Consider the following 24,236-nt stretch of genomic DNA (forward strand, 5'->3'; position numbering starts at 1 on the left):
TCTTGTAACCTCAGTGGACCGAGCGGCTTATGCTTCCGGCGGCTCGTCACCGTCGTCCGCTTCCGGACCGCCATTCTCGAGGAACCGGTCGGCGATCAGGCCGGCGTTCTGGCGTAGCGCCGTCTCGATTTCGCGCGCAAGATCCGGATTGTCGCGCAGGAACGTCTTGGCGTTCTCGCGGCCCTGCCCCAGGCGCTGGCTGTTGTAGGAGAACCAGGCGCCGGACTTCTCGACGATGCCGGCCTTGACGCCGAGGTCGACGAGTTCGCCAGTCTTCGATACGCCTTCGCCATACATGATGTCGAATTCGACCTGCTTGAAGGGCGGTGCCATCTTGTTCTTGACGACCTTGACGCGGGTCTGGTTGCCAACAACCTCTTCGCGCTCCTTGACCGAACCGATGCGGCGGATGTCGAGGCGCACGGATGCGTAGAATTTCAGTGCGTTACCGCCTGTGGTGGTTTCCGGCGAGCCGAACATGACGCCGATCTTCATGCGGATCTGGTTGATGAAGATGACCATGCAATTCGACTTGGAGATCGATGCCGTCAGCTTGCGCAGCGCCTGGCTCATCAGACGGGCCTGCATGCCCGGCAGGCTGTCGCCCATTTCGCCTTCGATTTCAGCGCGCGGCACGAGCGCTGCAACGGAGTCGACGACGAGAACGTCGATCGCGCCGGAGCGTACCAGCGTGTCGGTGATCTCAAGCGCCTGCTCGCCGGTATCGGGCTGCGAGATCAGGAGGTTTTCAAGATCGACGCCGAGCTTGCGGGCATAGACCGGATCGAGCGCGTGTTCGGCGTCGACGAAGGCGCAGATGCCGCCCTTCTTCTGTGCTTCGGCGACGGTCTGCAGCGCCAGCGTCGTCTTACCCGAGCTTTCCGGGCCGTAAATTTCAACGATACGGCCCTTCGGCAGGCCGCCAATGCCGAGCGCGATGTCGAGGCTGAGAGAGCCGGTCGAAACCGTCTCGATCTCAATGATGCTGTCCTTCCCACCGAGCTTCATGATCGATCCCTTGCCGAACGAACGTTCGATCTGGGAAAGTGCCGCTTCAAGTGCCTTGCTTTTATCCACCGATTTGTCCTCTACGAGCCGCAAAGAGTTTTGTGCCATTTGGTCCACCTTTAGGTTATTGAAGCTACCGAGGCAATGAAGCCGCCGCAGGAGTTTTTGTACATGTTTTGTTCCGTATTTGCAAGAGCAGGACAATACATTGAAAAACGACCGATATTTTGGTTTCGTTCCGTTCATGTTCATGGATTGAAACCACGGGTTCTCGAAGACGAGGGATAGTCCTTCGAACCTGCCCGGTAAGGCTTTGCCGATTCGCCGACGACGAAGACGTCAGGCGCATCAGGTACTTGGAATTCGCCCATCGGCCATTGCAGATAGCCAACAGATATTTCGGCCGAACGGCCAAGCAGAGGAACATTCATGACGGAAGCTGAAATCGCCGTTTTCGGCGGTGCGCACATCGACAGGCGCGGCCGCATTTCGGGAACGACGGCACCGGGGTCCAGCAATCCCGGCACCTGGTTCGAAGAGGCCGGCGGTGGTGGCTTCAACGCGGCCCGCAACCTTTCGCGCCTCGGCCATGGCGTGCGCATGATCAGCACGCGTGGCGGCGATGCGGCTGGCGAAATGGTGACGGCAGCGGCGGCCGCCGCCGGCGTCATCGACAGCCCCCTCACCTTTCTCGATCGTCAGACGCCGAGCTACACGGCCATCCTCGAAAACGACGGCAATCTGGTCATCGCGCTCGCGGACATGGAGCTCTACCGGCTGTTCTCTCCCCGGCAGCTGCAGCGGCGGGCACTGCGCGAAGTCATCGCCACCAGCAAGCTCGTACTGACGGATGCCAACCTGCCGGAAGAAACGATTGCCGCGCTGGTGCAATCGGCTGCCGACAACGGGTGCCTTGTCGCCGGCATTGCGGTTTCGCCCGCCAAAGTCATCCGCTACCGTTCGTGCCTCTCATATCTGTCGTTCCTGTTCATGAACGAATCCGAGGCACGGGCGCTGACCGGCAAGGACGCGGCCGAGGCTGAAGAGTGGCCGTCGTTGCTGAGAAACGCAGGCCTCAAGGGCGGCGTGGTGACACGCGGCGGCCGCGCCGTCGTCGCATTCGATGGTGAGCGCACCTGCGTCGCCGTTCCGCCGGCCCTGCCGGCACTTGCCGACGTGACCGGCGCCGGCGACGCACTCGCTTCCGGATTCCTTTCCGCCCGCCTCGCGGGTCGCGGCATCGACGATTGCCTGCGGCACGGCATCGCAGCCGCCGGAATCACATTGCGCTCTCCCTTGGCCGCATCCGAAGAGATGTCCGCGGCCAATCTCGAACAGGCGCTGGCCCTTGTGCCCGCTCCCCAAATGCTGTCATGACAATTGCCAGCAGAACTCCCAAGGAAAGACGATGACCAAACCCGCTTCTCCCTCCCTGCCGATGGAATATTCGAACGAGGTCGCAGCCGCCAAGGCGCGTGGCGCGCCGATCGTGGCGCTGGAATCGACCATCATCACCCATGGCATGCCCTACCCGGGCAATCTGAACATGGCCCGCAGCGTCGAAGCGATCATCCGCGAACAGGGTGCCGTGCCGGCAACGATCGCCGTCATCCATGGCGTGCTGCATATCGGCCTTGAAGACGCCAAGCTGGAAGAACTGGCAAAGACGGAAGGGGCGATGAAGGTCTCGCGCGCCGACCTCGCCTTCGCGATTGCCGAACGCCGTACCGGCGCGACCACCGTTGCCGCGACGATGATTGCCGCTGCCCGCGCCGGCATTCGCGTCTTCGCGACCGGCGGTATCGGTGGCGTGCATCGCGGCGCCGAACTCAGCTTCGACATTTCGGCCGACCTCGACGAACTTGCCCGCACGGGTGTCATCGTCGTTTGCGCCGGCGCCAAGGCAATCCTCGACATTCCGAAAACGCTCGAAGTGCTCGAAACCCGCGGCGTACCCGTCGTCACCTATGACAGCGAAATCTTCCCGGCCTTCTGGTCGCGCGACAGTGGCCTCAAGAGCCCGCTGATGCTGAACAGCCCGGCAGCGATCGCCAACTTCCAGAACATGCGCGAACTGCTCGGCGTCGACGGCGGCATGCTGGTCGCCAATCCGGTTCCGGAAGAAAGCGAAATCCCGCGCGAAGAGATGGAAATCTACATCGCCCGCGCACTCGACAATGCCGAGAGCGACGAGATCACCGGCAAGGCCGTCACGCCTTACCTGCTCGACAATCTCTTCCACATGACCGAGGGCCGCAGCCTCGAGACCAACATCGCGCTGGTCGAGAACAATGCCCGCCTCGCCGGCGAAATTGCGGTCGCGTTGAACGCGCAATAACGCCACGCCGCAAGGTCACGAAAAATGCAAAAGCCCGGCACGCAAGTGCTGGGCTTTTGCATTTGCGAAGGTTGAGTATGCGCTGGAAGTTTAATCAAGTACCGAACGGTGCCTGCATTGCCTGACGCTCGGTCGTCGCTGGTCGTCGCATTCTCGTCGTCAAACACTACGATGACGATCATTCGTGGGCGTTCCTGGGAGGGCAACCGACGGGGATGGTGGCCGCGCTCGTGGTCGCGATGTCTGAGGTCATGGATATCCACCTCGACATTGGCGAGATCGCCGATCTTCCTCCGGGCTGGTCGGCAACGCGCACCGGTAACCTCGGTCAAGGCACAAGCACGATTGGTTCCGAATGCTTGACTTTGGAGCACCTGAGCCTCGATCCAGGCCGCTTCCGGCCGTTGGATCAATGGCTTCGATTTAGGAATCGAGCATCTCGCGTACTGCGACGGCCAGTTGCTTCAGCGAGAATGGCTTCGGCAGGAAGCCGAACTTCGCGTCAGCCGGCAGGTTGCGGGCAAAGGCATCCTCCGCATAGCCCGAAACGAAGATGAACTTCAGGTCCGGGTATTTCTTGCGAAGCTCTGTCAGGAGTGTCGGTCCGTCCATCTCCGGCATGACCACGTCCGAAACGACGATATCGACCGCGCCGTCGAGCTCGTCCATGATGTCCAGCGCCTCGACGCCGGATCCCGCCTCGTAGACGGTGTAACCGCGCGTTTCGAGCATGCGCTTGCCGCCACGGCGCACCGCCTCCTCGTCCTCGACGAGCAGGACGACAGCCGAGTCCCCGGTGAGATCGGCCGGCTCTTCGGCCTTCGCCACCGGTGCTGCAACCGCCTGTGCCACCGGCGCCGGTGCGGTCTCTGCCGCGGCAGACGCAGTCTGCGAAGTCTCTTCGACCGCTACCGGCACCTCGATGTGACGCGGCAAGAGGATACGGAAGGTCGTGCCCTTGCCGACCTCCGATTCCGGATAGATGTAGCCGCCCGACTGCTTGACGATGCCATAGACCATAGACAGGCCAAGGCCGGTACCCTTGCCGACTTCCTTGGTGGTGAAGAACGGCTCGAAAATCTTGTCGAGGATCTCCGGCGGAATGCCGGTACCCTGGTCGGCGACCTCGACCATCACGAAATCGTCGTCCGGCAATTCGCGGCGCCCGAAGGCCGCAACCTCTGCTGCGGGCAGGTTGCGCGTGCGAAGTGTGATGGTGCCGCCTTCAGGCATTGCATCGCGGGCGTTGACCGCCAGGTTCAGCAGCACCTGCTCGAACTGGCCGAGATCGGTCCTGACCGGCCAGAGATCGCGGCCATAGTCCACCTCGACCTTGACGTTGGTTCCGGTCATGCGGTCGACCAGCATGCGCAGATCGCCGATCACGTCCGTCATGTTGAGCACCGTCGGCCGCATCGTCTGCTTGCGCGAAAAGGCGAGCAACTGCCGCACGAGAACCGCAGCGCGGTTGGCGTTGCGCTTGATCTCCATCAGATCGGCAAAGCTCGGGTCTGCCGGACGGGCCGACAGAAGCAGGTGGTCCGACGAAAGCAGGATCGCCGTCAGCACGTTGTTGAAGTCGTGTGCGATGCCACCGGCGAGCGTGCCCACGGCGTTCATCTTCTGGGTCTGCGCCATCTGGTTCTCGAGCGCTTTCTGCTCGGTGATTTCAAGCGCATAGATGATCGCCGCTTCCTCAGGCGACTGATCGCTCTGGTCGATCACGGCGTTGATATAGAAGCGGAAATGGCGTTCGATATCGGTCGGATGCAGCGCATCGATCGGCGCGATATCGCCCTGCCGGTCCTTGGCCGCGGCCAGCGCCTCGTGCAGGCGCCCTTTTTCGGTTTCGTGCATCACGGCTTCGATCAACGCGCCGCGCTCGACGTCGTCCTGCGAGACGAGACCGGAGAAGAGCTTCAGGAATGGCGCGTTGGTGCGCAGAATTCGGCCGTTGCCGTCGACCGAGGCAATTGCCATCGGCGTATTGTTGAAGAAGCGGGTAAAGCGCATCGCCGCGCTCGATGCCGATTGCTCGTTGTCCTCGCTGCCTTCGCGCGACATGACGATGGTTCGGCTTTCGCCGGGTGCCCCGTCACGGGTCGAGGAGACGCGGTGGATCATGCGCACCGGCAGGCTCTGGCCGTTCATCTTGCGCAGATCGAGATCCAGCATCTTGGTCTTCTTCAGGCCAGGCTCTGCCTGAACCGCCTGGACGAGCGTCAGCCCCTCGCCCGCCACCAGGTCGCCGATGCTGATCGAGCCCGGCTGGAACTTGGTCAGGTCGATGCCGAGCCAGTCGGCGAGCGTGGCGTTGATGTAGAAGATCTCGCCCTTGCGCCCGGCGGAGAAGAAGCCGGCCGGGGCGTGGTCGAGATAGTCGATGGCGTTCTGCAATTCCTTGAAGAAGCGCTCCTGGTCGTCGCGTTCCGCCGTGATGTCGGCAATCTGCCAGAGATAGAGCGGGTTGCGCTCGCTGTCTTCAAGCGGCAGCACCCGCGCCTTCAAGCGAAACCAGTGGGCACCGGAGCCGCTGGAGGTGCTGGTCGCCAGCGGCTTCAGCAGTCGGAACTCCTCATGTCCCTGCTTGCCCTCATGCAGCCCGTTGGTCAGCCGGTAGATCGCTTCCGTCGCCTCGCGATTGCGCGACAGGATGGTCTCGAGCGACTGGATGCCGGCGGCGCTCTTTGCACCCGTCATCGCGCCATAGGCGGCATTGGCATAGATGATCCGGCCTTTGCGGTCGGTGACGATGGTGCCGTCCTCATGTGCATCGAGAAAGGCGCGCGCCAGTTCGTCGGGCCGCGACTGCGGCATGACCTCAATGAAGCCGATGACAGAGGAGACGAGAAAGAAGATGCCGACCATGGCAAGAACGCCGAGGATGCCGAGAACGATCTCGTTATCCATCTCGTTCTTGAAGAGCACGAAGGCGATGGCCGATACGGTAAGGACGATCGCGAGCAGAACGATCCGCAGCACGGTGCCCGGCCTGACGCCACGGTCAACAACCGGCATCTGGTAGTCGCCTGACTGCCGCAATTTCGTCATCTGGTCCTCTTATGCGGCCGGCGCCGCGCGGTGGCGCGGCCCAGCCCTTCCGGCCGGCATCCGCTCGATCCGCCGGGCGAAATCGGTCAATCCCGACACGCCCTCGATCATCCGGACAAGAATCATCTTTAACAATCAGAGATAACAGCAAAAAGCACCTCGGCGGAAGCATTGCAGCCAATTCACAGGGAATGTCGGCGAAGTCCTTGTCCGAGCCCGAAAAAAGCCGTCAAATACTGCCACTCGAAAGGCAGAAGGAGTTCAGCCTATGATGGAAACGATCATCGCAGACAATGGCAGCCGGTTCGTCATTGCCGCCGCAGCCGTCGCGATCGGACTTCTCTGCCTCGTGATCGTGCTCTGGGTCATGCGCAATCGTCCCTCCTCGCCCTTCATTCGCGGTGGCAAGAACCGCCAGCCTCGGCTTGCCGTGCTCGATGCCGCCGCCGTCGATACCCGTCGCCGGCTCGTCCTCGTGCGCCGAGACGATGTCGAACATCTGATCATGATCGGCGGTCCAACGGATATCGTCATCGAAAGCCGGATCGGTGCACCCGCGGAGCGCGCCGATGTCGCCGAGCGCAAGGTCGCAGAACCGCTGGCAGTGGAAAGCCGGCCGGCGACGCGGGAGATTCCGCAGCAGGCCGCACCCGCGCTTGAACCTGAAACCGTCGCAGCCATCACGCCGGTCCGCCCCGTTGCCCGGCCGGAAGAACAGCCGGTCGCCCGTGTCGAGCCGGTCGCGCCGCAGCGTGTCGTCGCCGAGCAACGCCCAGTCGCAGCGCCCGTTCTTGCGGCCGAACAGCGTCCGCTTGCCCGTCCATCCGTGCAGGCCCCGGAGATCCCGACCGTTGCGACCGCTTCGACGCCTCAGGCAAACTTCGACGTCGCGGTAAACAGGCCCGCTCCGGTGGTTCAGCAAGTCCAGGCACAGCCGATCCCGGTACAGCCCGTTCAGCTGCAGCGCCCGGCCCCCGCCATCCAGCAGCAGCCCCAGCCGGCGGCCGGCTTGACGGACTTCGAGCGCCTGCTTGATGCAGAGATCACCGGCGACCTGCAGCGCCTTGGCCCCGCCATAGCCGGCCCGGCAACGGTTACCTCCACGGCGGGCATGGTCGCGCCGGAGAGCCGCTCACTTGCGCCATCCGGTCGGCAGGAGCCCACGCTTGGCGCCCCCGGCGCCGAAGGCGGCCGCAAGGAACCAACGATCGAAGAAGAAATGAATCGCATGCTGGCCGACATCTCGGCCGGCCGGAAGCCGTAGCTTCCCCGCTGGCGGGTGGCGTCGTTGCACATCGTACGAAAAGAGCCACTCTTGATCCGCATCTGAACCAAGGAAAAAGGCGCGGTTTGACCCGCGCCTTTTTTCAGCAGTTCCGAAAGTCGGATATCCTATTCGTCCCGGTAGACCTTTTCCCGACGCTCGTGACGCTCCTGCGCCTCGATCGACAGGGTTGCGATCGGACGGGCGTCCAGCCGCTTCAGGCCGATCGGCTCGCCGGTCTCTTCGCAATAGCCGTATGTGCCTTCGTCGAGCCGTTGCAGCGCCGCATCGATCTTGGAGATCAGTTTGCGCTGGCGGTCCCGGGCTCTGAGCTCGATTGCCCGATCAGTTTCGGAAGAAGCTCTGTCTGCGAGATCCGGATGATTGGCGCTCTCCTCTGCCAAGTGATCCAGTGTCTCGCGTGCCTCGCGAAGGATGTCATTTTTCCAAGCGTTCAACTTGGCCCGGAAATACGCCCGGTGGTTGGCATTCATGAATTCATCGTCCTCGGAAAGGACGAAGGTACTAAGATCGATCTTCTCACTCAACGCGATTCTCCTGAAGAACATCTCATTGCGGCGGTGTATAGACCTATGGAAGCCTTGATTCAAGCCTCGGAAGAGACACTCAACCGTATTTTAATATTGCTCGCGATTCAGGCTAACTGACGAATATTTCATCAAAATTACACATTCGAACTTGAATACCTGCTTGTGCGTACCGCAGCGTCCGGCAGTTCTCGCTCAAAAGTGACACTGATGTGTTTGCGTCATTGGATCGCCTGATCGCGACCGCGGCAAAGCGCAGCAGCTTGCCGATCCCCTGAAAAAAGTGGCCGGCAGCTTGATCTTTGCCTTTCCTGCGGGAAAAGGTGGGGATCTGCCGGGCGATGCGCAAGCTGTGCCCCGACAACGACACTCGACCCTGGCGCCAGAGGCGGCAGGCAGCCACCGGAAACCGCTCGATGCAAGACAGCGCCCCCAAGGCCCTTCGCCTCTACCTTTTGCGGCACGCGCGTTCCGGCTGGGCGTTGCCGGGGCAGCGCGACTTTGATCGCGCACTGGACGACGTTGGCTACATCGATGCGGAACGGTTGGCGCAGACGGCTGCCGACCGTGGCATCCATCCCGAGCGCGTCCTCTGTTCCACCGCCGTGCGCTGCCGCGAAACCGCCGAGCCGTTCTTTCGCACCGTCAGCGAAGACCTCGACATTCGCTACATCGACGCACTCTATTCGGGACCGACGACCGTCTACTTCGATCTCATAGATGCGCATCGGGATCTGAACTCGCTGATGCTGGTCGGGCACAACCCGATGATCGAGCAATTGCTTCACCAGCTGATCGGAGACGACGCCGCGCTTGAGGCCTTTCCCTATGGGTATCCGCCGGCGGGGCTTTCGATCCTCGACCTGCCTGCCGTTGCGCCGAACGATGGTGCCGAATTCGCGACATTGGTCTCGATCCTGCTGCCCAGCCAATAGAAGAATTGCCGGGCCGTCGTTGCGGCCGGGCAAATATTGCCTATATCGCGGTGGCTGCCTGCGTGCGACAGTTCTTGCCGGACGACGTCAGCAGAACGCCTTACGGAAATACGCCGCAAGAAAGAGCAAGATTTGGCGCCCAACCTGACCAGCTTCAAAGACGACGCCCTGATCGCGCTCGACAATCTGACCGATCGAGCCTCCGGCCTCGTCAACCCCTCCATCCGCCTCGGTGTCACCGGCCTGTCGCGCGCCGGCAAGACCGTTTTCATCTCGTCGCTGGTGCACAATCTGCTGAACGGCGGACGCCTGCCGGTGTTCGAGCCGGTGCGTTCGGGCCGGGTCTCGAAGGTCAGGCTCGAACCGCAGCCGGATGATGCAGTGCCGCGCTTCCAATACGAGGATCACATCGCCGCTCTGGTGCGCGATCGCATCTGGCCGGATTCGACCCGCGCCATTTCACAACTGCGCATCACCCTCGACTATGAGAGCGCCAGCGGCTGGAACCGGCTGTTCTCACCGGGCCGCCTGTCGCTAGACATCGTCGACTACCCCGGCGAATGGTTGCTCGACCTGCCGCTGCTGGCACAGGATTTCCGCGCGTTCAGCAACAACGCCGTGACACGCGCCCGCGCCGCCAGCCGCAGCACCTTTTCAGCGGAATGGCTGACGCTCGCCGCTTCCGCCGGCCCGACTGCGGTTGCCGACGAGGCGAGCGCCCGCAGGCTTGCCGAGAGTTTCACGGCCTATCTGAAAGCCTGCAAGGCAGACGAACGCTCTCCCTCGACTCTGCCGCCTGGCCGCTTCCTGATGCCGGGCGATCTCGAGGGGTCGCCGGCCCTCACTTTCTCGCCGCTACCCGATCTTCCTGACGGTCGCGCACCGAAAGGTTCGCTTTGGGCGATGATGGAGCGGCGCTACGAGGCCTACAAGAAGCACGTGGTCAGCCCGTTTTTCCGCGAGCACTTCGCCCGCCTCGATCGCCAGATCGTGTTGGTCGACGCGCTGCAGGCGATCAACAACGGCCCGGAGGCCCTGCTTGACCTCGAGCAGGCGCTGGCCGACGTGCTTGCCTGCTTCCGCCCTGGAACCAACAGCTGGCTCTCGTCTTTTCTGACGCGACGGATCGACAAGGTGCTGATCGCCGCAACCAAGGCAGATCATCTTCATCACGAAAGCCACGACCGGCTGGAGCGGATCGCCGCGCGCCTGGTCGATCGGGCCGCCGAAAGCATCGGCATGAGCGGCGCCGGCCTGGAGGTCATGGCGCTCGCCTCGGTCAGGGCAACCCGGGAAGCGACCGTCAATCACGATGGCCACGCGCTGCCGGTCATCGTCGGTACCCCGATCGCCGGCGAGAAGATCAATGGCGAAATATTTGACGGCGAGAAGAAAACTGCGATATTTCCCGGTGACTTGCCGGAAGATCCTGAAGTGCTTTTCAAGGCGATCGAGATGCAGTCGGGGGGAACGACCTTCATCGAGGCCGCCCACCCGATGCCGGAGCTCAGCTTCGTGCGGTTCCGTCCGCCGCATCTCGAAGAAACCGGCGGCGGCCTTAAGTTGTCGGTACCGCATATCCGCCTCGACCGGGCCATGCAATTCCTGTTTGGAGACCGGCTGGCATGAGTGACGATAGCAATGGCCGCAGCCGCCGACCGGGCGCCTTTTCGGTTGGCGAGGAGAAGGTGACCCAGCCCGCCCCTCAGCCGCGCGCGCCGCGGTCGCCCGCGAGCTTCGGCGACAACGTCGTGCTGACGCCCGACGCGGAAGATCCGTTCCGCGAGACGACGCTTTCGGTCGAGGCACTCGCTCTGCCGGAGGCAAGCCCGCGCAAGCGACGCCTCTCGGTCGGCAAGATCGCGGTCGGCGCCTTCGGCATCATCCTCTCGCTGGCTGCCGGCCTTTGGGTCGATCGCCTGCTGCGCGATCTCTTCAGCCGCGCCGATTGGCTCGGCTACACCGCCCTTGCCGTCGTCGCGATCGGAATGCTGGCGCTGATGATCGTCGTTGCCCGCGAATTCTCGGGCATGATGCAGCTCACCGCCATCCAGAAGCTGAAAGCGGAAACGGAGACCGCAGCGACCTCCGGCAACACCAAGCTCGCGCGCTCGGCAAAGACGAAGCTCGTGCATCTGCTGGCCGGCAATCCGCGAACGGCACGCGGCCGCACGCGACTGAAGGAGACCGAGGGCGAGATCATCGATGGGCCGCATCTGATCGAACTCACCGAACGCGAACTCCTGAGCCCGCTAGACCGCGAGGCTCGTCGTCTCATCCTGGCGGCCTCAAAGCGCGTCTCGATCGTAACGGCGGTCAGCCCGCGTGCCCTGGTCGACCTCGGCTATGTGCTCTACGAATCCGCTCGCCTGATCCGCGCCATGGCCGAACTCTACGGCGGCCGCCCCGGCACGCTCGGTCTGCTCAGGCTGATGCGCGATGTCATCGCCCATCTTGCCGTCACCGGCTCGATTGCCGCCGGCGATAGCCTCATCCAGCAGGTGCTTGGCCACGGCCTCGCCTCGAAACTCTCTGCACGTCTTGGCGAAGGCGTGATCAACGGCCTGATGACGGCGCGCATCGGCATCGCGGCCATGGACCTTTGCCGTCCAATGCCGTTCCGCGCCTTGAAACGCCCGGGCATCGGGGATTTTCTCGCCGACTTGAGTCCGGGCGCCGGGCGCACCGGCAGCGAAAGCGGCGACCGATTCGCATGATGCGCCGCTTCAGCGCTCGTTGCGGCAGACTCTTGAAGCGGCTTTGCAGAGAAGATGCGAAGCCTGGCCTGAGGGGGCCAAAAGCGCTGTGCATAATTGGCGTCACGGCCACAAAGTTGCCTTGATATCGCCGCCTCAGAAACGCTCCATTAACCATTTCCGCGCAAATGTGACTTCCAGTTTCGGACGTTGACCCATCAAGGATCGTTTATGTTCTCGCGCCCCTCTTTGATCGCTCGCGGCACTGCCGCCCTCGCGCTTGCGGCTACCGTCAGCATTGCGACGCCAGCTCTTTCCGGCGCCAAGGACAAGGCCTTCTTCGAGAAGGTGGCCGGCCAATGGAAAGGCCCAGGCGAAATTGTCGCCGGCAAGTACAAGGGCACCAAGTTCACCTGCGATCTCTCGGGCGAGTCGGTGGCCGGTGATGACACGGGCATCAAGCTCGACGGCTTCTGCCGCGTTGGCGTGTTCAAGCAGCCGATGTCGGCCCTCATCACCCGCAAGGGCAACAGCTATACCGGCAAGTTTCTCGATGGCGCCGAAGGCAAGGGCCTCGATGTCGTTTCTGGCAACGTCGCCAAGGACAAGGTCGTCGTCGGCATCAACCGCAAGAAGCTGAACGGCGCGATGATCGCCCGGCTTCAGGACGACCAGACGATGAACATCACCATTTCGGTCAAGGTCGAAGACACAATGGTCCCGGTCATCGGCGTCAGCCTCAATCGCCAGATCGATGCGATCGCCGTCGGCTCGATCAAGTAAATTCAAGGCACGGTCAAACAACAAAGCCCCGGCAATATTTGCCGGGGCTTTGTTGTTTTCGAAGGTCTTGTCGGGTTAGCGGGATCACTCAGGAAACCGCACGCCACCAGGTCATGTCGCCATCGGCAACCTCTATCCCTGCAATATCTGCCTCACGCAACCAGTCGCCCACCGTACGTCCGCGCACCAACAAATCAGCAGCGAAGTCGGCAAGCGGCATGAGCACGAAACCGCGGTCCGTCATTCTCGGATGCGGCAGCTCCAGCCGCGTGTCAGCCTGGGCCACGCCCTCATAGGTCAGAACGTCGATGTCAAGCGTGCGTGGCCCCCAGCGTTCGTCACGCACCCGCTTCATCGACCGCTCGATGTCCAGGCACGTGTTCAGCAGGGCCTCGGGCTCAAGGGTTGTCCTGACCTGGGCGCAGGCATTGAAGAACCAGGCCTGGTCGGTCTTGCCCCAGGGCGGCGTGCGGTAGAGCCGCGACACGGCCTCGACGACGCAGTCTCCGCGTGCATCGAGAGCCTGCAGCGCTTCGGCCATCGCCTTGCGCGGATCGCCGAGGTTGCCGCCGAGACCGAGTGAGGCGACGCGCCAGCGCGTCTCAGACGACATGCTCGACCGTCACTTCGACATAGTCGAGCACGCCAGGCACCGGCGCGTTCGGCTTGCGGATCGAAACCTTGGCGCGCTTGATCTGCGGGAACCGCACGCAGAGCGTCTTGGCCACTTCCAGCGCCAGCGCCTCGATCAGATAACGCCGGCGCCCCGTGACGATACGCTCGATCTCCTGAAAGGCGATGCCGTAGTGGACGGTGTCCTCGATCGAATCGTCGACGAGCGCCGTTCCCTGCTCGACCTCGAGCTCGGCATCCACGAAGAAGCGCTGCCCGAGGAGCTCTTCTTCGTCGAAGACGCCATGGCGAGCAAAGAATGCACAATTCTTGAGAGTGATGGTGTAAGTCGGGCTCATGCTTCTCCGTCCCGTCGGCATTTTCTGGGATCACGCCGTTTTCGGTCGCGTGACCGTGTTCATGGCGTGATCGATTCTGGTAAGTGGCAGTCGCATGCGGGCAAAGGGCCGCGTGCGCTTTTCTTCATCCCGTTCTGGCACTGAGCATAGCATCGGCTATGGCCAGCGCATCCCTGCTGTTTGCGACATCGTGTACCCGGAAAATCGCTGCTCCGGCGGCGCGCAGCAGCGCGGTGGTCGCGGCCGTTGCCACATCCCGGTCGGCCGCTTCGCGTCCGCTCACTGCCCCGACGAAGCGCTTGCGGGAGGTTCCGACCAGGAACGGAAGCTCGAAGCGGTGCAACTCGGCAAAGCGCGCCATGAGTTCGAGGTTTTCATCCGTGTCCTTGGCAAAGCCGAAGCCTGGGTCCAGGACGACATGATCGCGCGTCACGCCCGCAGTACGGGCGATTTCGAGAGAGCGTTCGAGAAAATGGAACTGATCGTCGATCACGTCGGCGAGCTTTTGCCTGTCGCGTCCTGTATGCATGATGCAGAGCCCTGCCCCGGTATCCGCGGCAACGGTTGCGATATCCGGCTCGCGCTGCAGGCCGTGCACGTCATTGACGATATGAGCGCCGGCCTCGACCGCCAGCCGGGCTGTCGAGGCCCGGTAGGTATCGACGGAGATGAGAGCATCGGTGTCGCGGCTGAGCGCCGAGATCACCGGCAGGATACGCGCCTGCTCCTCCTCCGCACTGACCTTGGCTGCGTCCGGCCGCGTGGATTCACCGCCGATATCGAGGATCAGCGCGCCTTCCTGCAGGCATCGCACGCCCTGCGCTGCCGCGGCAACAGCATCGATGAAGCGCCCGCCATCGGAAAAAGAATCCGGGGTAACATTGACGATCGCCATCAAAACGCCACGCGGCCCGAGTTCCAGGCTGCGCCCATGCGCCAGCTTCCAGCTAAATTTCTGAAATGGATTGTAAGTCATTTTCCCTCACGATCCGCATTCGGCCGAGAGCCCTCGATTTGCTGTTGCGCCGACCGTGGCTATGCCCCAAGCTTGATCGAAGTTCAACTGAAGAGAACCACGCATTGATGTCCCGAGTACGCGTCCCGTTCAAAGCCGCCCTCCTCGCTCTCCTGGTCGCCGCTCCCCTCAGCGCCGCGTCGGGCGAAACCGTGATCAACAAGAGCTTTTCCTATTTCACGATCGGTGGACGGACTGCGGAGGAACTCGACAAGGCACTCTCCACCGGCGGCCCGATGATGAAATCCACCGGCGCGCGTCACCCGGGCGCGACCCGCATCAAGTTCGGAGGTTCGATCACCTATGTGAGCCGGGGCGGCCGTTGTGCGGTTGGCTCGGCGCGCGTAACGCTCAGCACCCGTATCATACTGCCGCGCTGGAAATACCGCCGTCAGGCGGGCCGTGACCTCGCTCTGGTTTGGGATACGCTTTCGAGCGATATCAAGCGTCATGAGGAGCGGCATGCGGAAATCGCCCGCAACCACGCACGGCGCATGGAGAAGATGTTCCTGGCGCTGAAGCCGGAAGCGGATTGCGAGCGCATGCAGGCGAGCGTCGCGCGGGTCAGCGCCACGGCGATCGAAGATCACGACAAGGATCAGGCGCGTTTCGACCGTACGGAAGCCGCAAATTTCGACAAACGCATGATCCGGCTTTTGCAATACCGGCTCGAAGCGCTGAAGAAAACGCAACAATAGGTAGCGGCGCACAGACCCCGAAGAAGAGCCGGACTATAGTCGGCTCCCGCCCGATTTCAGCGGCAATACCCACAGTATTTTATTGGTGAAATATAACGATGGCTGGCGGCCGCCGACTCATCTATATTGAAACCATGGAGCGAGGGGCCAGAATGAAGACTAGCCCTCGCCGAATGAGCGGGTTAAGCGCAGCGAAGTAGTTGTGCGAAGAGCTTAAATATTGCCGTTACTTTAGTTTAGGCGGCGTTGTTCAATATTAAAAAGAAGAATGTGAACAGCGGAGCCAGCATGGGTTCTCCTGGCGTGTCTTGGTGCTGCAGATGTCCCCTCCCTCATCTGTTAGCGATGCGCCCTCCTCGCCTCGCTTGTCCAACGACCGGCGAGGCGCTTTTTTTGTGCAAAGCTATGGATTGGAGAGCTGCCCGCAGTCCGATGCGGAGCGCTGAGGCCAGACGCTCAATTTGAGTAGCGGCGGCTGCGTCATAGCGCGATGCCGAACGCGCAAGCTGAAAGATCGCGATGCGACTTAAGCCTGACGCTCCGGCACATGCACGACGAGACCCTCGAGGGCATCGCTCATCTTGATCTGACACGAAAGCCGCGATGTCGGGCGGACGTCGTAGGCAAAGTCCAGCATGTCTTCTTCCATCGCTTCCGGAGCGCCGACGACAGCCGCCCAGGCGTCATCGACGTAGACATGACAGGTCGCGCAGGCGCAGGCCCCGCCGCATTCTGCTTCGATGCCGGGAACCGAATTGCGAACGGCGTTTTCCATGACCGTCGAGCCGTTTTCGACATCAAGTTCATGGCGCGCGCCATCAAAGGCAACGATCGTAAGTTTTGTCATGTTTCTTTCCGGAATGAACTGCTGGGACTGGCAAGGCGTAAAGCCTGTTCAGAACGCACGCCGCTCGGGCGCAAATTCAGTGGAAGTTCTTCCAACAAATCCGCCGGCCAGTCAACAACGGCCATCATCCCATGCCTCGCGCGCCACGGGCGCGAGGCCTTTATCTTGAAATGTGGGCGGCCACCCGCCCGATAGCGCCGCGAATTAGCGGCAGAGCTTCAAGATGAACAGCTCGGCTTCGAGCACAGCGGCCGAAAGAGCCTCGCAGAGCGATGCTTCGTCCGGGTTCTGCTCGATCGCGCCGGCAAAGCGGGCGACGTCGACGGCGCCAACCGCAAGCGCAGCCCCCTTCAGTCGATGGGCGGCCTGAGTACGAAGCGTGTGGTCGCCTTCGACCATCTCTTTCATCACCTGGCGCGCCTGACGCGCGAAGAGTTGGAGGACTTCGATTTCGAGCGCCTTGTCACCCATGGTCTGTGCTGCAAGGTGAGCGAGGTCGATCGGCTTCTTGCCGGTCGCTGCAGAGTTTCCCGGGTTGTCCGGAGCTTCGAAGGCAATTCTGAGGGCTGCCATGAGCCAAATTCCCTATTGTTTATTGTATGTTGGTCTTGTTTTCGGTGTCGCCTGTCATCGACACGCACACCCGTATTCTTCGGACATGCATCCTTTGCGGGTACGGGGCTGCTATCGGCTTAAATCGGGGCGCAATATGGGCGGGAATCTGGGAAAATGGTTAATGGCCGTTAAACCATCTGATTTCCTTGTATTTTCTGGCTTTGGTCCGGCTATCGTATTAAGATTTCATTAGGATTTTAATTAAGCCCGAGCGCTCTTAATTGTAAGAACCCGGCTAATGTGTCACTACGATACGCTTAGGAACGTGCCTTCGTGCGAAAATGGCAACCGTTCCGGTGGATAAGCTCAAGTCGTGGTCCCTTTCGGCCGCAAATGTGACTATCCGTCGAGGCAATGCAGTGTGTGATCAGTAGGGTATTGCGTAGATCCAATGCGCGTATCTTGCCGTCACAGCCCGCGAGGAAGAAGCCCGGCCCGCCCGTTTTGCGCGTGCGCTGGCAGCTTTGTCGCTGGCAAAAGGTAATGAGGCGTATCCCCATGGCGACGAAAAAGAGCAATGAGTCAATCGACGAGAAGGCCTTCCAGGCTTTGGAAGCGGCCCTGAAGATCGATTTTGACGAGCTTAACTCGAGCCCGAACGACAAGACTTCCTTGGATGATCCGGAGGAAAATGTGTCTCAGCCCGGCAATCAGGCGCCAGCGCCCGATCAGAATAAAAGAGCAAAGTCTCAACCGGAGCCATCCCGCGCGGCGCGTGCTGCCGAAGCGGCCAAGACGCTCGCCCCGGAACCTGCGCCGAAATCCCCTTCCCTTTCCGCCGCCAACGACGATGGTCGCCGTTCGCCGGCTGCGATGCTGCGTGCGCTAGACGTGCGCTCCAATCGCGCCGCGATCCGGGTCGCCGCGCTGGTGTCGATCGTCTGGGCCATCGCCGGCCTCGGCATCGCCAACCTTCTCTATGGGCCGCAGATCTGGCAGATCCGCACGCTGAGCGATCTGGCGGCAACCCCCGGCGCCATCGGCGTCGCGATCGGCATTCTGCTGCCGGTCATGCTCTTCTTCTCCTTCGCCATCATGATCGCCCGCGCACAGGAACTGCGCAATGCGGCTCGCTCCATGGCTGAAGTGGCCCTGCGCCTCGCCGAGCCCGAAACCGCCGCCGCCGATCGTGTCATGACCGTCGGTCAGGCCGTTCGCCGCGAAGTTTCGGCAATGAACGAGGGCATCGAGCGCACGATCGCACGCGCCACCGAACTCGAGACGCTGGTCCATTCCGAAGTCAACGCGCTCGAGCGTAGCTACAGCGAAAACGAACTGCGCGTCCGCACGCTGGTGCAGGAACTCGGCCTCGAGCGTGAAGCGATCATCGGCCACTCCGAGCGGATCCGTTCGGCAATCGCCGGGGCCCACGGCAAACTCAAGGACGACCTGGAACAGGCGAGCGACGACATCGCCTCGCGCATTGCGATTTCCGGCGAAGCCTTCGCGTCCCTCATCGACACGCGCGCCGCGGCCCTCAGCGAAAAATCCGACAGCGCCCTGCAGTCGATCGGCAGCATGCTGTCGGCCCGTACGGACACGTTGCTTTCGGGCCTGACTGCGGCCGGCCTTGGCCTCAGCACCGAATTCGATACGCGCCTTGACCAATTGAGCGACACGCTGACGAAGCGCGGCGAAGACCTGCTCAGCCAGTTCGAGACACGCGCCTCGTCGCTCGACGCCAGCACCGAACGGCTGAACGCGGCGCTTAACGACCGTGCACGCCAGCTCAACGAGACGCTGATTGCCCGCACCCGTGACCTCAACGAGAGCCTCAGTGTCGGCCAGCAGGCGATCACCGGCGGCCTCGATCACGTGCTTGCCTCGCTCAACGCCACGCTCGACGAGAAAGGCGCAAGCTTCCGTCAGAGCCTGCGCTCGAGCGCCGACGATGCGATCATGGATCTCGACCTGCGCGGCGGCTTCTTCGAAGAGAAACTGCAGACCACCGTTGGCCAGCTCGCTACCGCCTTCGACGAGCGCTTCCACGAGTTCGCCTCGGCCTTCGACAAGCGCGCGAGCATGCTCGACACCAAGCTCATGGAAAGCCTGCACCGCATCAACGAAACCGTCTCCGGCGGTTCGGAAGCGATCGGCGGCGCGCTCGACAGCAGCATCGAGAAGATCGGCTCCGCTCTCTCCGATCAGTCGCTGACGCTGGCCGCCACGCTCGGCGCGACGCAGGACTTCATCGAGGAGACGATCAGCAGCCGGACCTCTGAGCTCGGCAACCTGGTCGGCGACGCGCACAGCCGTATCGACAGCGTGCTCTCCGAGAAGACGAGCGGCCTCATGGGGGCCCTCTCCCAGGCGCAGGACCGCATCGAAAACGGCTTCGGCCAACGTGCCGATGCGCTTGCAAGCGCACTCACCACCAGCGAACAGCGCCTGACCGAAGGTCTCGATACCCGCACAGCAGCCTTCGTCGATGGCCTGCACGCCGCCCATGCCCGCATCGAACAGACGCTCAGCGGCTCGACGGACGAAATCACCAGCGCGATTGCCGCAAGCCAGCACCGCCTGGACAATACGCTCTCCGAGCGCACCCTCGCGCTTTCGACCATTTTGTCCATGGGCGCGGACTCCATCGACAACGCCGTCAGCGGCACGGCCGATCGGCTGGAGCGCGTTCTCTCCGAACGTGGCGAGGCGATCTCCGAAGCCCTCACGACCCAGACATCGGCGCTCGATGGCGTTCTTGCCGAGCGCGCCGCTGCGATCACCTCGACGATGTCGTCGCGCGCCAACGAGATGGCGAATACGCTGAGCCGTCACGCCGAAGACGTGGCCGACAGCCTGACGTTCCGCGCAACGGCGGTCGCCGAAACCATGACCGACCGCGTCGGTGATATCGAGCAAAAGCTCTCCGAAAGCGTCAACACGATCGCCGAAAACCTGGGCGGCCGCGTCAGCCTGATCTCCGATACCCTCACCCAGACGAGCGCCCGCATTGCCGAGGATCTCAGCGGCCGCGTCGGGAAGATCTCCGATACGCTGACCGAGACCAGCGCGCACATCGCCGATGCGCTGACTGCGCGTACGACCGAAGCGACCGCTTCACTCGCCGGCAAGGCAGCGGAGATCGAGCAGACGCTGAGCGGCCGTGCCGAACATCTGCGCGATACGCTGTCGTCGACGCACGAAGAGATCCGCGCCACGCTCGACGACCGGATCAACGCCATCAACCTGGCCGTCGGCCAGGGCCGTGATCAGCTCGAAGGCATGCTGGCCGACCAGTCGACCGCCATCGCCACGACGCTCGCCACCAGCGCCAGCATGCTCGAAATGTCGCTGGAAGAGCGCCAGTCGGCACTCGCCGGGGTCATCGACCGCAGCGGCGAAACGCTCGACGCACGTATGCGTTCGACGACCGGGCACATTGCAGAGCGCCTGGCTGAAACGGCCAACCAGATCAGCCTGGCGGCCGACAGCTTGACCAACCGCGTGGACCTGTCGATCAACGGCATCAACGACCGCCTCGACGATACGGGCCTGCGCATCGAGACGAGCCTTGGCGCTCTCGAAGATCGTATGCGTGAAAGCGCCGGCAACATCGGCTCGATCGTCGACGAAACGGGTATGCATATCGAAACACGCGTCGGCGTGCTCGAAGACCGCATTCGCAACACCGTCGGCAATGTCGGCACGGTTGTCGACGACACCGGCGCCCGCATCGAAAGCAATCTCGGCGCGCTTGAAAACCGCATCCGTGGCAGCGTAGCCAATGTCGGCTCCGTCGTCGACGATGCCGCTGCCCGCGTCGAGGGCGGCCTCAGCACCCTCGAAGAGCGGATCCGTGGCAGCGTCAGCAGCGTCGGCTCGGTTGTCGGCGACACCGGCACCCTCATCGAAAGCAGCCTCGGCGCTCTGCAGGATCGCATCCGCGGCAGCGTCAACGACGTCAACGCGCTGGTCGACGATACCGGCCTGCGTCTCGAAGTCAGCCTCAGCTCGCTCGAAGAGCGCGTCCGCGACAGCGTCGGCAACGTCAACGAGATCGTTGATGGCGCCGGCCAGCGCATCGCCGACAGCCTTGGCGACCGTGCCGGCGACATCGATCGCATGAGCGAAATCGCGGCAAGCCGCATCTCCGGTGCCATCGAGTCCGGTGCGGAACGCATCGCCGAGCGTCTCGGCACCATGGATCGTGCCCTCAATATCGGTCTTGAAAACGTCAATCGCACCATCGAAGGCAAGGCCGCCGGTCTCGTCAGCAGCCTGCGCGGCGCAGTCAGCGAAGCAACGCAGGACCTCGACGCGGAAGCCTCCCGTCTTGAAGGCAAGACGACCGATCTCGTCAGCAACCTGCGCAGCGCGGTTGGCGGTGTGGCCCAGGAGTTCGACGCCGAAGCCATCCGCATGGAAGACAAGACTGCCGGTCTCGTGACCACGCTTCGCGGCGCCGTCGGCGATGTCGCCCACGAGTTCGACGCCGAAGCAGCCCGCATCGAAGGCAAGGCTGCCGGCCTTGCGACCACGCTTCGTGGCGCCGTCGGCGATGTCGCCCAGGAATTTGACGCGGAAACAGCCCGCATCGAAGGCAACGCTGCAGGCCTCGCGACGACGCTCCGTGGTGCAGTTGGCGAGGTTGCCCAGGAGTTCGACACCGAAGCGGCGCGCATCGCAGGCAAGGCTGCCGGCCTTGCGACGACCCTTCGCGGCGCCGTCAGCGACGTTGCCCGTGAAATCGACGCGGAAGCGGCGCGCTCTGCCGAGCTCCTTTCCAGGGCTGGCGACGATTTCGCGTCGGCACTCGCTGCCCGTCAGGCCGAATTCGCCAACACGATCGACCAGACCGCAGCGGCAACCGCCGCGCGTCATGCGGACCTCGCCAATACGATCGAGCAGAAGGCTGCTGCCACAGCAGCGCGTCATGCCGATCTCGCCCGCTCGATCGCCGACGCGGCCGATACGGCAACGGCACGGCTCGCTGCGACGCACAGCCAGATCGCCAACCATGCGGACAACATCCACCAGGGCCTCGCCAACACCGAAAAGGCGCTGGAAGCCCGCGGCGAAGCGATCCGCAACACGCTCGACGACCGCACCCGCGAACTCAACTCGATGCTCGCCGGCCGTTCGCTCGAACTGTCGCGCCTGATCGACGAGCAGGCTCGCCCGGTCATCGACCAATATGCAGCAACCGGCCGCGAGGCAGCCGAACGCATCGCCGCCGTGACCCAGGAAAGCGCTGACCGCCTGCGTGCGGAAAATGCCGCCCTGGTCAACGCCATTGCCGAGCGCACCGGTGAAACGCTGAACGCGATTTCGCACCGCGCCGAGGAAACGGCGAAGGCGATGAAGATGGTCGAGAACCGTCTGCAGTCGACCGCGATGGGCCTGATCGACCAACTCGCCAACAACAATGCGGCGATCGCCACGGTCATCGACCAGGCAAGCAACAACCTTGGCGAGATGGACCAGCGTCTGGAATCGACGATCGCCCGTGTGTCGGAATCGACTCGCCAGGCTTCCGACATGCTGTCGACTTCCACCCGCCTCATCGAAGGCAAGGTCGACAAGCTCTCCGACATCTCCGCCTCGACGCTCTCGCAGATCGGCGGCATCGTCGGTCGCTTCGAGGACCATTCGAAGGTGCTTGGCCAGGCCTCGGACCTGCTGGGGGCCGCCCAGTCGAACCTCGTCAGCACGCTCGAGGAACGCCAGGACGCGTTGCGCACCCTGTCGGTCGGCCTCGTCCAGCGTTCGGAAGAGATCGAACGCACGATGCGTGCGCTCGAAGGCTTCGTCGATGGCGCCTTCCAGCGCGCCGAAGAGCGCTCGGGCCTCGTTGCCGGCAACCTGCGCAGCGGCATTCAGCAGTCCTTCTCGGATGTCGGCCGGCTGCTCACCAGCGCCGAACAGCGTGCAGTGGAAGCGGCAGAAGCGATGCGCAACACCCTCGCCCAGGCCGGCGACGAAGCTGGCGCCTCGGTCGAGCAGGTCTTCAGCCGAGCTGAGGAGCGTTCGCGTCAGATCGCCGATACGCTTCGCTCCGGTGTCGAGACCTCGTTTGCCGACGTCAACAAGACGCTGACCTCGGTCGAGGGCCGCGCGCTCGGCGCCTCTGAGGCGCTGCGCCAGGCGATTGCCAAGGTCGGCGAGGATGCTGGTGCGTCGATCGAAGGCGCCTTTGCCAACGCCGAGGAGCGCTCCAAGGAAGTGGCCTCGCGTCTGCGTGGCAGCGTCGCAGCCTCGGTATCCGACATCGAGCGCATGCTCACGGAAAGCGGCAAGAAGTCCGACGGCGTCGCAGGGCAACTGCGCGACGCGGTTCGGGTGGCAATCGACGAAGCGATCGGACGCTTCAGCGGCGCCACCGACGAAATCCGTCGCTCGGCCGGCGAGATCCGCAAGGAGCTCGACATGACCCGCGAAGAACTGAAGCGCGGTGCATTCGACCTGCCGGAAGAGGCCAAGGAAAACGCAGCGGTCATGCGTCGCGCCGTTGGCGAGCAGATCAAGGCGCTGCAGGAACTGTCCGACATCATCGGCAAGTCCTCGACGCAGCTCGAGGTCGCCCAGCCGCTGCGTCAACAGCCTGCCGCCGCTCCGGTCTCTCGTCCGGTCCAGCAACAGCCAGTCGCGCAGCAACAGCCTGTTGTTCAACAGCAGCCAATCGTCCAGCAGCAGCCGGCACCGCAGCCGCAGCCGATCGCTCAGCAGCCTGCAGTGCAGCAGGCGGTCGAGCAGCCGCGCCGGCAGGAACCGGCCCAGGCCCTGCGCGGCAGCCTCGGCATCGAACAGCCAGCCGTTCGCCAGCCTGCTCCGTCGCAGGCGGTGACCAGTGAGGTTGCTGAGGGTGGTGGCTGGATGCGTGACCTGCTGCGCGCGGCGTCGCGTGAAGAGGCACCCTCGCCTGCGCCGCAGCGTCCGGCGGAAGCGCAGCCTGCAGCCCGCACCGGCGATAGCCGCAATCCGCGCCACGTCGTCGAGTCGCTGAACTCGCTCTCGGTCGATATCGCCCGTGCCATCGATCACGATGCCTCGGTCGAACTGTGGCGCCGTTACCAGCGCGGCGAGCGCGACGTCTTCACCCGTCGGCTCTATACGCTGAAAGGCCAGCAGACCTTCGACGAGATCAAGCGCAAGTACGATCGCGAGCCGGAGTTCCGCACCGCCGTGGATCGCTATATCTCGGACTTTGAAAAACTGCTCGCCGACGTTGCCCGCAACGACCCGGACAAGCGCATCACCCAGACCTACCTGACGTCGGATACTGGCAAGGTCTACACGATGCTCGCCCACGCAGCCGGTCGCTTCAGCTAAGCGGTACTCGCGTCCAGAACAACAAACGGCCCCGTCTTGCGACGGGGCCGTTGTCGTTTGCGAGCGCGTCAGGGAAGAAAAGCGGCCGGTCGCTTCCGCTATGCTCAGGAGGACTGTTTGTCCGCTGGCAGACGCCAGGAACGGGGAGCAGCTAACATACGGGACCAATAGGCTCGCCGGCCCTCACGCTCAGCCCGA

General features: G+C 63.0%; 18 protein-coding genes. 9 read left to right on the plus strand and 9 right to left on the minus strand.

Annotated elements, in window-relative coordinates:
- Positions 1 to 27: 27 nt before the first annotated feature.
- Entirely contained in the window at positions 28 to 1,116 is a 1,089-nt protein-coding gene (gene recA, locus LAC81_RS08615) for a recombinase RecA (protein ID WP_043614579.1), read from the minus strand.
- Between the two features lie 321 nt (positions 1,117 to 1,437).
- On the opposite strand from recA, the gene LAC81_RS08620 reads away from it, so the two are divergent.
- Both LAC81_RS08620 and LAC81_RS08625 read left to right on the plus strand, forming a co-directional pair.
- Positions 1,438 to 2,385, plus strand: coding sequence for a carbohydrate kinase family protein (locus tag LAC81_RS08620; RefSeq protein WP_223727484.1), 948 nt, complete (start codon positions 1,438 to 1,440; stop codon positions 2,383 to 2,385).
- Positions 2,386 to 2,416: 31 nt separating this feature from the next.
- Positions 2,417 to 3,346 (plus strand): pseudouridine-5'-phosphate glycosidase, encoded by a 930-nt coding sequence (locus LAC81_RS08625; RefSeq protein WP_223727485.1) that lies wholly within the window; start codon positions 2,417 to 2,419, stop codon positions 3,344 to 3,346.
- 423 nt (positions 3,347 to 3,769) lie between these two features.
- Here LAC81_RS08625 and cckA read toward each other — a convergent pair whose 3' ends face one another.
- Complete coding sequence (gene cckA, locus LAC81_RS08630; RefSeq protein WP_223727486.1) at positions 3,770 to 6,397, minus strand: cell cycle histidine kinase CckA; 2,628 nt, start codon at positions 6,395 to 6,397, stop codon at positions 3,770 to 3,772.
- Positions 6,398 to 6,665: 268 nt separating this feature from the next.
- On the opposite strand from cckA, the gene LAC81_RS08635 reads away from it, so the two are divergent.
- Complete coding sequence (locus tag LAC81_RS08635) at positions 6,666 to 7,661, plus strand: flagellar biosynthetic protein FliO (RefSeq protein ID WP_223727487.1); 996 nt, start codon at positions 6,666 to 6,668, stop codon at positions 7,659 to 7,661.
- A gap of 128 nt (positions 7,662 to 7,789) precedes the next feature.
- Here LAC81_RS08635 and dksA read toward each other — a convergent pair whose 3' ends face one another.
- Both dksA and LAC81_RS08645 read right to left on the minus strand, forming a co-directional pair.
- A complete protein-coding gene (gene dksA / locus LAC81_RS08640) occupies positions 7,790 to 8,209 on the minus strand; it encodes an RNA polymerase-binding protein DksA (protein ID WP_034794589.1) in 420 nt (139 codons plus the stop codon).
- A 112-nt stretch (positions 8,210 to 8,321) separates the two neighbouring features.
- Complete coding sequence (locus LAC81_RS08645) at positions 8,322 to 8,558, minus strand: hypothetical protein (RefSeq protein WP_223727488.1); 237 nt, start codon at positions 8,556 to 8,558, stop codon at positions 8,322 to 8,324.
- Positions 8,559 to 8,625: 67 nt separating this feature from the next.
- Between LAC81_RS08645 and LAC81_RS08650 the strand changes: the two genes are divergently transcribed.
- The 4 genes from LAC81_RS08650 (at position 8,626) to LAC81_RS08665 (ending at position 12,623) form a co-directional block, all read left to right on the plus strand.
- Positions 8,626 to 9,144, plus strand: coding sequence for a SixA phosphatase family protein (locus tag LAC81_RS08650; RefSeq protein ID WP_223727489.1), 519 nt, complete (start codon positions 8,626 to 8,628; stop codon positions 9,142 to 9,144).
- Between the two features lie 132 nt (positions 9,145 to 9,276).
- Positions 9,277 to 10,773 carry a YcjX family protein gene (locus LAC81_RS08655; protein WP_223727490.1) on the plus strand — a complete coding sequence of 499 codons (1,497 nt, stop codon included), beginning with the start codon at positions 9,277 to 9,279 and terminating at the stop codon, positions 10,771 to 10,773.
- Positions 10,770 to 11,861: a YcjF family protein gene (locus LAC81_RS08660; RefSeq protein WP_223727491.1), complete on the plus strand. Its 1,092-nt coding sequence runs from the start codon at positions 10,770 to 10,772 to the stop codon at positions 11,859 to 11,861. Before LAC81_RS08655 ends, LAC81_RS08660 begins: the two co-directional genes overlap by 4 nt.
- Positions 11,862 to 12,071: 210 nt before the next feature.
- Positions 12,072 to 12,623, plus strand: a complete 552-nt coding sequence (locus LAC81_RS08665) for a hypothetical protein (RefSeq protein WP_223727492.1) — start codon at positions 12,072 to 12,074, stop codon at positions 12,621 to 12,623.
- A gap of 88 nt (positions 12,624 to 12,711) precedes the next feature.
- Here LAC81_RS08665 and folK read toward each other — a convergent pair whose 3' ends face one another.
- The 3 genes from folK to folP form a co-directional block, all read right to left on the minus strand.
- Entirely contained in the window at positions 12,712 to 13,236 is a 525-nt protein-coding gene (folK, locus tag LAC81_RS08670) for a 2-amino-4-hydroxy-6-hydroxymethyldihydropteridine diphosphokinase (RefSeq protein ID WP_223727493.1), read from the minus strand.
- Entirely contained in the window at positions 13,226 to 13,594 is a 369-nt protein-coding gene (gene folB / locus LAC81_RS08675; protein ID WP_057248908.1) for a dihydroneopterin aldolase, read from the minus strand. The genes folK and folB overlap by 11 nt, the downstream gene beginning before the upstream one ends.
- Positions 13,595 to 13,718: 124 nt before the next feature.
- Positions 13,719 to 14,570, minus strand: a complete 852-nt coding sequence (gene folP, locus LAC81_RS08680) for a dihydropteroate synthase (protein WP_223727494.1) — start codon at positions 14,568 to 14,570, stop codon at positions 13,719 to 13,721.
- Positions 14,571 to 14,677: 107 nt separating this feature from the next.
- Between folP and LAC81_RS08685 the strand changes: the two genes are divergently transcribed.
- Positions 14,678 to 15,307, plus strand: a complete 630-nt coding sequence (locus tag LAC81_RS08685; protein ID WP_223727495.1) for a DUF922 domain-containing Zn-dependent protease — start codon at positions 14,678 to 14,680, stop codon at positions 15,305 to 15,307.
- 526 nt (positions 15,308 to 15,833) lie between these two features.
- Here LAC81_RS08685 and LAC81_RS08690 read toward each other — a convergent pair.
- Positions 15,834 to 16,154: a 2Fe-2S iron-sulfur cluster-binding protein gene (locus LAC81_RS08690; protein WP_113540071.1), complete on the minus strand. Its 321-nt coding sequence runs from the start codon at positions 16,152 to 16,154 to the stop codon at positions 15,834 to 15,836.
- Between the two features lie 204 nt (positions 16,155 to 16,358).
- Positions 16,359 to 16,727, minus strand: coding sequence for an Hpt domain-containing protein (locus tag LAC81_RS08695; protein ID WP_113540072.1), 369 nt, complete (start codon positions 16,725 to 16,727; stop codon positions 16,359 to 16,361).
- Between the two features lie 540 nt (positions 16,728 to 17,267).
- Here LAC81_RS08695 and LAC81_RS08700 point away from each other — a divergent pair.
- A complete protein-coding gene (locus LAC81_RS08700) occupies positions 17,268 to 24,038 on the plus strand; it encodes a kinesin (protein WP_223727496.1) in 6,771 nt (2,256 codons plus the stop codon).
- The last annotated feature ends 198 nt before the right edge of the window (positions 24,039 to 24,236 follow it).

It is taken from the genome of Ensifer adhaerens (assembly GCF_020035535.1).
GTDB lineage: Bacteria > Pseudomonadota > Alphaproteobacteria > Rhizobiales > Rhizobiaceae > Ensifer.